1 protein-coding gene and 1 pseudogene are annotated in these 1675 nt (G+C 57.9%); one reads left to right on the top strand and one right to left on the bottom strand.

The window, feature by feature from the left end; genetic code table 11:
- Positions 1-335: 335 nt before the first annotated feature.
- Positions 336-1505: pseudogene (locus tag F1542_RS16845) on the top strand (IS256 family transposase); the annotation flags it as partial.
- Positions 1506-1522: 17 nt separating this feature from the next.
- Here the strand turns inward: F1542_RS16845 and F1542_RS16840 are convergent.
- The coding region (locus F1542_RS16840; RefSeq protein ID WP_193731790.1) for a transposase at positions 1523-1675 on the bottom strand (153 nt) is incomplete at its 5' end.

Here is a 1675-nt window from a genome sequence, read left to right as displayed (position 1 = left end):
CCTCAGCCTGGCGGATCACACCCATGATCTGCGCGTCAGTAAAGCGATCACTCTTCATCAGAATCTCCTCATCCTTACGCTGAGAAAATTCTCATTCAAAAGCCACTCTTTTTATGGGGGGATTACCGCCAGTCGATCAGCGCGCGCCCTGTTGATATCTGTGTGAGCACGGCACTGCTCACAGCCCTGTCCCCATCGGCGCTCGAAGTCAGTCTCCAGGTCGCGGAGGATATCGAACTTGAGCGGCGACAGTTTCATGAGGGGTGGAAGCAGAAACTGGAGCGGGCGGAGTATGAGGCAATGCGGGACTATCCTGAATTTTGTGCGGTGTGGTGATAAATTGCTCGAAGAGGAGCCCCCGCAGGAGCATTGATAAAGACCTCCTGGACCGCCTGATGGAAGGACGTTCACCCGGCGACCTGTTTGGCAAGAACGGCATACTCTCGGAATTGACGAAGGCTCTGGCGGAGCGAGCGCTCAACACGGAGATGACTCTTCACCTTGATGAGGAACGCGCCGATGGTGCACCTGACGAGGGTAATCTGCCGCCCAATCGCAGAAACGGCAGGAGCCAGAAGACCGTGACCACGGAGAGCGGCAAGGTTGTTCTGGATATTCCCCGGGATCGGAATGGCACGTTTGACCCGATGCTGATCGCAAAGTATCAGCGTCGCTTTCCCGAGTTCGACCGCAAGATTATCAGCATGTATGCCCGGGGCATGACGACCCGCGAGATCCAGGGGCATATCGAGGAAATCTACGGCGTTGAGGCCTCCCCGAGCCTCATTTCCGCGATTACCGACGCGGTGATGGAGGAGGTCGCCGCCTGGCAGAACCGCCCGCTGGAACCGTGCTATCCGATCGTCTTCATGGACGCGATCCGGGTCAATATCCGCAGTGACGGAGCTGTCTCGAACAAGGCCGTCTTTGTGGCGCTCGCGATCCTGCCTGACGGCACACGGGACATTCTGGGGCTGTGGTTCCAGGAAAATGAAGGAGCCAAATTCTGGGCCAAGGTCCTCAGTGACCTGCGCAATCGGGGGGTGCAGGATATCCTGATCGCCGTCGTCGACGGGCTGAAGGGCTTTCCGCAGGCTATTGAAGCGGCTTTCCCCAGGACCCGCATTCAGACGTGCATCGTTCACCTGCTGCGTCATTCCATGAGCTTTGCCAGCTACAAGGACCGCAAGGCCGTCGCCACCGCTCTCAAGGCAATCTATACGGCAGTGGACGCCAGCGAGGCCGAGGCAGCCCTCGGCAGGTTTGAGGAAAGCGATCTGGCCAGACAATACCCGGCCATCGCACCCAGTTGGCGCAGGGCCTGGAATGAGGTCATTCCGTTCCTTGATTACCCCCCGGAAGTACGCAGACTGATTTACACAACGAATGCCATTGAGGCCCTGAACGCAAAGATCCGTCGTGCTGTGCGCACCCGTGGCCACTTCCCCAGTGACGAGGCCGCAGCAAAATTGATTTACCTGGCGCTCAATGCTACCTCCTCAGAGCCCGATCCGAAAGTTTTTCAAGCTTGATAATGCCTTGCTGTCCGTCGTGTGAGCATGCGGATCGAGGCGATCAATGTCCATGCGGTTGAGGAAGCAATGGACTTTTCCCAATCTTTGGCGAGCCGCCTGCACCGTCCCAGCCAGGCGAATGTTCGTTCAACCACCCAGCG

The sequence above is a fragment of the Komagataeibacter sp. FXV3 genome (assembly GCF_015155755.1).
GTDB lineage: Bacteria > Pseudomonadota > Alphaproteobacteria > Acetobacterales > Acetobacteraceae > Komagataeibacter.
The sequence above is the reverse complement of the archived record's forward strand: the minus strand, read 5'-3'. Positions and strand labels throughout refer to the sequence as shown.